Annotated in this window: 7 protein-coding genes; all 7 read right to left on the bottom strand. The window is 61.4% G+C overall.

Translation table 11 applies throughout. The annotated features are described in order from the left end of the window. Nucleotides 1–74: 74 nt before the first annotated feature. Complete coding sequence (locus V3W31_04460) at nt 75–1,442, bottom strand: cobalamin-dependent protein (GenBank protein MEE9614192.1); 1,368 nt, start codon at nt 1,440–1,442, stop codon at nt 75–77. 4 nt (nt 1,443–1,446) lie between these two features. Further along, nucleotides 1,447–2,277 carry a cytochrome c biogenesis protein CcsA gene (gene ccsA, locus V3W31_04455; GenBank protein MEE9614191.1) on the bottom strand — a complete coding sequence of 277 codons (831 nt, stop codon included), beginning with the start codon at nt 2,275–2,277 and terminating at the stop codon, nt 1,447–1,449. Then, nucleotides 2,274–3,386 carry a cytochrome c biogenesis protein ResB gene (locus V3W31_04450; protein MEE9614190.1) on the bottom strand — a complete coding sequence of 371 codons (1,113 nt, stop codon included), beginning with the start codon at nt 3,384–3,386 and terminating at the stop codon, nt 2,274–2,276. Before V3W31_04450 ends, ccsA begins: the two co-directional genes overlap by 4 nt. Beyond that, complete coding sequence (locus tag V3W31_04445) at nt 3,367–4,125, bottom strand: tetratricopeptide repeat protein (protein ID MEE9614189.1); 759 nt, start codon at nt 4,123–4,125, stop codon at nt 3,367–3,369. The genes V3W31_04450 and V3W31_04445 overlap by 20 nt, the downstream gene beginning before the upstream one ends. Nucleotides 4,126–4,260: 135 nt before the next feature. After that, the gene (locus tag V3W31_04440; protein ID MEE9614188.1) at nt 4,261–4,845 is read right to left on the bottom strand and encodes a hypothetical protein; all 585 of its coding nucleotides are present in this window, start codon (nt 4,843–4,845) and stop codon (nt 4,261–4,263) included. A gap of 74 nt (nt 4,846–4,919) precedes the next feature. Next, a complete protein-coding gene (locus V3W31_04435; GenBank protein MEE9614187.1) occupies nt 4,920–6,212 on the bottom strand; it encodes a PQQ-binding-like beta-propeller repeat protein in 1,293 nt (430 codons plus the stop codon). Between the two features lie 100 nt (nt 6,213–6,312). After that, the coding region (locus V3W31_04430) for a hypothetical protein (protein MEE9614186.1) at nt 6,313–7,418 on the bottom strand (1,106 nt) is incomplete at its 5' end.

Genomic DNA, 7,418 nt, shown 5'->3' with positions numbered 1-7,418 from the left:
GCCGCAGGTGGAGACCACGACCAGCGCGGTAGCGAAGTCGTGGAAGTAGTTATTGAGCATTACGAGTATGTCTGTCATGCCGCCTCCTCCGCCTTCCCGCCGAGAATCTTTTGGGCGTCGAACCCCTTCAGGTGGTCGCGCGCGTATTCGTTAAAGGCCCGCCTGTGCGCCCACTGCAGCATGATAGAGTTAACATGCGCCATGGGGAAGCCCCGGGGGGATATCTTCGCTATGCGCCTCAAAATCCTGGGCCACGTGAAGAGCTCCTTCCTGAGCCACAGGGTGGCCTGCTCCCTTTTCTCCGGGGTCATGGAGGGGTCGTCGTGGCGGAAGACGGCGGTATTACCGTCGAATTCGTCCCAGGACTTGCCTTCCATGAGATAGTCGCCGTACTCTTCGTAAAGCTCCGTCCCGGGGAAAGGAGTGAGCATGACCGGGTGCGCGCTGACGTCCAGCCTGTCACACAGCTCCAGCACGCGCATATACTCGTCGATGCCCTCGGCGCGTCCTCCCACCATGACAAATAGCATGACGTCTATCCCGCTCTCCCTTATCTTCCTGACCGCCTCGACCCTGTCCCTCCCCTGCTTGGCCCCGGCCTTATAGGACTCGAGGCTTCCGGGGTCGTTTGTCTCCCACCCCACCATGACGGTCGTAAGGCCGGACCTCTCGGCCCACTTGAGCATCTCGCCGCCGCTTCGGTGCTGCACGGTTATGAGGTCGGCCTGACCGAACCACCACTTACCCCTCACCTCGGAGGAGAAAGCCTTAAAGAGTTCTATGGAGCGGCTTATGTCTACACCCCATATGTTGTCGTCTATGTTCATCAGCATCCTCTGGGGGCTTGAGGCCACCTCCGAGGTCACCTCTCCGATCGGGCGGTACCTTATCGTATCGCCGAAGAAACGCCTTACCGAGCAGAACGTACAGCGGTAGGGACAGCCCCTGGCCGTGAAGAAAGAATCGAAGCGGTAGCTGCCCTTGAGGAGCCCTCTCCTCCTCCTGGGCAGACCCTCCAGGGACAGACTTTCTCCACGGTAAAAAGGGGCGAGCTTTCCTCCCGCCGCATCGCCGAGCAGTGCCGCCATAACGCTCTCCGCCTCCCCCACGACTATAGCGTCGGCGTGGAGCTTCCCCTCCTCGGGGAGTGCCGTCACGTGCATACCCCCTATGACGACCCTCTTGCCCGCCTCCCGCATGGCGTCGGCGGCCCCGTAGGTCCAGGGGGCCTGCGGGGTCAGGGTGGAAAAGAAGACCACATCGCCGCTGACGCCCCCACGGGGAAGGTCCTCCCTGTTGGCATCTATGAGCTCCACCTCAACTTCCGGGTTGATCCGAAAGATGAGTGAAGCCAGGTACTCCAGCACCGGGGGGGCCATCTGGAGGTTATCGCTCTTCTGCCCCTTCTCTCCGAAGGGGGGGCTGATTATGGTTATCTTCATGCCCTTAAGAGGCCAGCGGAGCGTGCAGCCCCTTCATCATGGCTATTCCGCCGAAGGCTATAAATATGAACACGAAGGCTATTATCGCGACCCAGGCCATCGGGGTCCCCCTCCATCCCATGGTCCCCCTAAGGTGCATGTATACCCCGTACGCGAGCCATGATATCAACGTCCACGTCTCCATGGGGTCCCAGGCCCAGTACCTTCCCCACAGGCCGTATGCCCATATCGCTCCGGCGCCCATTTCTACGGTAAGCCCGACAAAGCCGAAAACGACCACCCTTGCGGTCAGGTCGTCGAGCGCCTCCGGGGGGGGGAGCCTTTCAAGAAACGACAACCCGCCCACCCTTAAAGCCCTGTCCTTCAAGAGGTGCAGCACGGCGACCACCGCGGCAAAAGCGAAGGCGCTGTAGGCGAGCCACGCGAAGGTCACGTGGACCCAGAGCCAGTTACTCTTATACGGAGGAGGGAGCGGCTCTATGGCCGTCTCCTGGCTCATAAGCCCGTAGCCCAGGACCATAATTACAAACAGGGCGACCCCGACCCCCATGGACTTCGCACCGGGGGCCACCCTCCCGCTCACGGTAAAGACCAGCGCGAGGAACCAGCTCGACGCCAGTGCATGTTCGTAGGTCCACAGGACCGGCGGATGGCCCGACGCCGCCCACCTGACGGCTATCGTCAATGTGTGGAGGAAGAAGGCGGCAACGAAGCTCGTCCATCCAAGGGAGGCCTGCCTGTCTTTTTTAAAGACAAGCCCCCCGAGGAAAAAGGAAAAACTCAGGACATAAAAACCGACCCCCCCCCAGAGGAACATACCTTCGAGCAGCCTCATAGCTTAACGTGCCCTGTCTCGACCCCTTTCAATCCGTCTCCAAAGCTCTTCACCTTCCGTCCGCCGGACCTTTCAGAGGGTAAATACCTCACTATGAGTCCGGTCACAATAAACAGCCAGCCCGCGAATATTCCACTGTAGGTCGGGTCGTTCGTAACACTTACGACCACCACCGGCTTGAGCTCCGCGAACTCGAGGGTCATGCCGTCGAACTCCGCCCTCTCGCCCTCTTTCAAGACCCCGCTCCATGCGGCCCCGAACGGGTCCTCCTTTGTTGCGACCTTTATGCCGAAGGCGGGGTTCCTGGGCTGCGGCGAGCGCGTGCCGTACCTGCCGTCCTCCTCGAACACGTCGGGGAAGAACCTCGTGTAGACCGTAAGCCCCGCCGCCTCTACGTTGAAGCTGTCCTCCACGCCCGCCTTATCGGAGAGCTCGACAAACCGGCTGAAGAGCTCGCCACCACCCCCGTCCCTCAGGACGAAGCGCGGGGAAAGCAACCCCCCGATAAGCATTAGCTGGTAGCCGCCTTTCCTGAGCGGGGCGTTTACCTTTATGGTCTCCTCCGTCTGGCTGTAGCCGCCCTCCCCCCATAAGCCTACCCTCAACCCTGCGGCGTACTCCACGGGGAACCTTTCCTCCTCGTACCGGGTCTCCTGCCAGTCGAGCAGGAGCGAGATGCGCGGCGCCTCTCCGCCCGCCGGTGTTGAGTGTATCGCGGTGAACTTCTCGTCATCCAGGCCCACCCTTACCCCCTCGGGGAGGATGGCGGTGGCATGAAACCTCGTAAGGGGGCCGGCGGCGGTCGCGGCGATGACGATAAGAAGCCCCGCGTGGAACACCATCGAGCCCCGGAAAGCCGTACCCCGCCGGCCCCCGGAATTAACGAACCTCCGTCCGGTACAAAGGGCTACGCTCAGGAACACCAACGCGGGCGGGATAAGGAACAATGTCGAGTAAAACCCGGGACGCACGTTCCAGAGGACGAGCAGACCTATGGAGATACATAGCAGGAATACGGCAAACCCTCTGGAGGTCAAAAAGTTCAGCAGAACCATCATCCTGTATTTTACACCATCAGTGCCCGGACCTTCAATCGGAAATCCTCTCATTTAACATATCCCTCGCCCTCCTTACCTCCCCGGCCCCCGCGGAGCGAGGCTCTTCCTCCAGGGCCCTGTCGAAGTGATAGAGGGCCTTATCATACTCTTTCAGGCCGTTCATGTAGGCGAGCCCAAGGTTGAAGTGGGCCGTGGCGGAGCGGGGCTCTATGGCCAGGGCCTTCTCATACTCGTCAACGGCCTCTTCGAAGAACCCCTTCCCGTAGTAGAAGTTAGCGAGGTTCACGCGGGGCTCCAGGAACTCCGGCTCCATAACAAGGGCCCTCTCGTAACTCTCGACGGCCTCTTTTTCCATCCCCCTGCCGTCGTAGGCGAGGCCTATGTTGTTGTAGGCCCGGGCGTAAGCCGGGTCCACCCTGAGCGCTTTCTCGAACTCAGCTATGGCCGCGGCCCACATCCCCCTTTCCAGATACCCTGCCCCGATATTGTTGTAAACCCTTGCGACGAACCTGTCCCTGTCGTAGAGCCCTTTCTCCCTGTGGGAGGCAACGCTTCGGGGGTTGAGAGAGAAGGCCAGCTCGAACTCGTCGGCGGACTTATCGAAAAGGCCGCTGTCGAAGTAGGCGCTTCCGAGCAGTATATGGGGCCGGGGTTTTACAGGAGACTTCCCGGCGGCGTCACCCCAGAGCGTAAGGTTATCGACGTAGGCGAGATTTCGCGTTATTGCCGCCCCGGCATAGACGAGCAGGGTCGCGATAAAAAAAACCGTCGCCGGGACTTCACGTCTCATAATAAAAGGGGACCTCACGGGCAGGGCCTGGCCATTTGCATAAATCCGGTTTCATGAACCCATGTTTATCAAAAACAAAGGCGGATTTCAATCCGCCCTGTCAACGGCTTTACCCTGTAGATCGAAAGCGGTCAATCAATGTCCGACGGCCACCGGGTCTTTCCCTTCCTTCCACGCGCCTTTCTCTTTTTCCACTTCCTCGGACGTTATCTTCGCGGATACGACCTTCAAGGCGCCGTCCACCCTGTCCACCGTATAGGCCACCCCGTACCTGGCCGTTACGACGGGAGAGGCGGTCTCGCCCGTCCTGTAGTCCACCCACCTGTAGTTCCACCGTTCCTCCGTCTCCACGAAGGTCTCCTTGTATAGGTAGACCTCCCTCCATTCCTTCTCGTCCTCATGCCATTCCACATTTATCCCCGACTCGTCCTCCCCGGTGCCGAGGGAGAACTCCTTGAACTTCAGGCCCAGGAGCTCCGCGTCCAGCACTATCCCCGGCCCCTTCAGGTACGACTGGTAGGCGTTGTCCACCTTGCTGAGCGCCTCTCCGTCCGCGACCTTTACCAGCCGGTCGAAGTCGCCCTCTTTATAGGCCGTCACAAGGGCGCTGTTATATCTGCCGACCAGCGACCTTACCTTATCCTCCTCGCTTACGGAGCCCGCACAGGAGACGACCGCGAGGAGCACGGCCGCGATCAATAAATTAATATGTTCTCTCATATATCTCATATTATAACACGGGAGGCACGGGGAAAACAGGGTAGGGCCGGTTGCGGTCCGTTGAAAACCTCACGTTACTCCCGGCCCACGGCAACGAGCGAGTTCCCGTCAGTGTACGTCCCCACCTGTATGTAGACCGTGCCGTCCGAAATTACCGGGCCGGTCATGTGTATCTGCACAAACCCGGCACCGGCCTTCCTTCTATCGTACTCCTCCGGCACCTCGAACCCGACCAGCACCTTCCAGAGGAGCCTGCCCTCCGGGCTCAGGCAGACGAGGTAGCCGTCGCCGGTGCCGGTGTAGATGTTCCCCTCCGAGTCGATCGCCATGGGCGAGGAGAGCGCGCCCCGCTCGAACTTATACACCCACTTGGTGCTCCCGTCCTCGGGCGAGAGCGCGTATATCCAGCCGCCGGCGCCGGTGGGGCCCTTCTCGAGGTCCACGTAGACCGTGCCGTCCGTCCCTATGGTCGCGTTGGTGTTGTAGAGCTTTTTGTCCGGGAACTCCGCCTTCCACTTCCTGCTCCCGTCCGGGTTCAGGGCATGGAGGGCGGGGCCGTCGGCGTCCGGGACATATATGGTCCCGTCGGGGCCGACGGTAAGCACGGACATGTCGGCGGAGTAAGGCGTCCTGTCGTGCCACTTGACCCGGCCGGTCGCCGCGTCGAACGCCATCACACCGCCCCCCATCCTCTTGAAGTAATAGGCGGTCTTCTCGTCCGGGGACAGGGTGGGCCCTGTCGAGTACTCGGGGGACCCCGCCTTCTTCCCAATGACGAACTTGTACGACCACCTCTTTGTGCCGTCCGGGTTCATGGCGTAGAGGAGGTCGGCCGCTCCCGCGTAGACACTACCCTTTGAGTCGACCACGACGTGCGGCGTCCAGAGGTCCGCCGCGTACGGGCTCAACTCCCTCTCCCAGTTAAGCTCTCCGGAGGCGTCTATGGAAAAGAGCAAGCCCCCTTCGGCTTCTTTCCCGGAGCGCCTGGTCGCGAGGGTGTATAGAGCGCCGTCACCGGAGAGTGCCGGCTGCGTGAAGTTGATCCCGGGTACGTCGAAGTTCCACCTCTCCGTGCCGTCGGGGTTCAGGGCGTAGACGGCCTCTCCCCCGTAACCGCGTCCCTTCAGCACGTAGACCGTCCCGTCCGGCCCCACCACGGGTGAGTTGTCGTTCATCAGCGGCACCTTGTCGAACCTCCACTTTATGCTGGGGCTTTCGACCCCGGCCTCTCCGCTCCGGCCCGTGTGCTGGGGGTCGGCGTGGAAGTTGAGCCACTCGGCATTGGCCTGCCCCGTACTTGATACGTGGGCCCGCCATGAGAGCAAAAAAAGTACGGCGGCAATCAACATCCAGTGTCTGACGGTCATATCCGACCTCGCCTCTCTATATAACCCGCTCTATAACCCCCTGTATAACCCATCGATCGAAAACCGTAAATTAGCGGCTCAAAGACGGCTGATACCGGCCCTAAGGGTACGTATACGTGGCGTTGTAGCCCCCGTTGCCGTCGGATCCATCGTTCGAGCAGCCGCCCCACTCGTTATAGCCAGCGTCGGTATTGCCTCCCCTGGTACAATCGACCTGATTCCCCGCATTGGGCCTGTTCCATCCAGACCACGCGCCGCGCAGGGCGATGAGCCTGTTCTGGTCGCCGTCGCCTTCGCTGTCGCAGTCGTGGCCGTGGATGTTGCCGAGCTTGGAGTTTGCGGAGGTCGGGGCCGAGTTCCCGCAGTTGGGGGGCACGCCGCCCCCTCCGCCGCCGTGGCACCTCATGCAGGCTATGCCCCTCGGGAGGTTCCCGCTCTGGTCGCTGTTCACCGTACCCGCATCGGTAGGATCGTCTATCATGGGGTGGGGTACGCGGGCCAAGGTTCTGCGGCCGGTCATCCCCCAGTGGCCGCCGCCGCTGCCGCCCGAGCCCAAGCCGTAGACATCGGCCCTGTGGCAGTTAAGGCAGAACATGGTGTTATCGGTCGCGGACGCCCCCAGGGTCGCATAGCTCACCGTGGTGCTGGTGGTGCAGGTGGCGTTCGAGCAGATAGCATAGCTTATGCTCCCGTCCACCTGCCTCAGGATAAAGGGTCTGGAGGAGCCGTGGGGGCCGCGCGGCGTGGTCTCGCTGTTGTCCTCGTGACAGTCCACGCAGGTCACGAAGGAGTCGTGCCTCCACGGCGGGACGAAGTTCTGGGAGAGGGTATCCACGTAAGTGGCGTCGTTCCTGAGGTCCCACCTCGTCCCGGTCGTTGCCGTACAGGCGGCGCCGTAGGTGGTGCCGCCCCCGGAGCACCAGTTCGGGTTCCTGACGCCGGCCACGTCGGGCTGGTTCAGGCCCTTCGCGTAAAGGGGGTGGTAGCCCAGATTCCCCGTCGCGAACTCGGTGGCCACGTCGGTCATGGGCTCGTTCGCGGGGATATCCGCGTTTGTCCATGCCTTGGGCGAGACCGTGGACGGGGAAGTTATCCCGATCCCGTTAATGCTCCCCTGTGTGGTATTCGCCGCCCAGTAGGAATGGCACTTGAAGCAGAGGTTATAGACGTAGTCAGTGCCGGTCTCCAGGGACGCTATGGTGCTCC

The sequence above is a fragment of the Thermodesulfobacteriota bacterium genome, assembly GCA_036482575.1.
In the GTDB taxonomy this organism is placed as follows: Bacteria; Desulfobacterota; GWC2-55-46; order GWC2-55-46; family JAUVFY01; genus JAZGJJ01.
The sequence above is the reverse complement of the archived record's forward strand: the minus strand, read 5'-3'. Positions and strand labels throughout refer to the sequence as shown.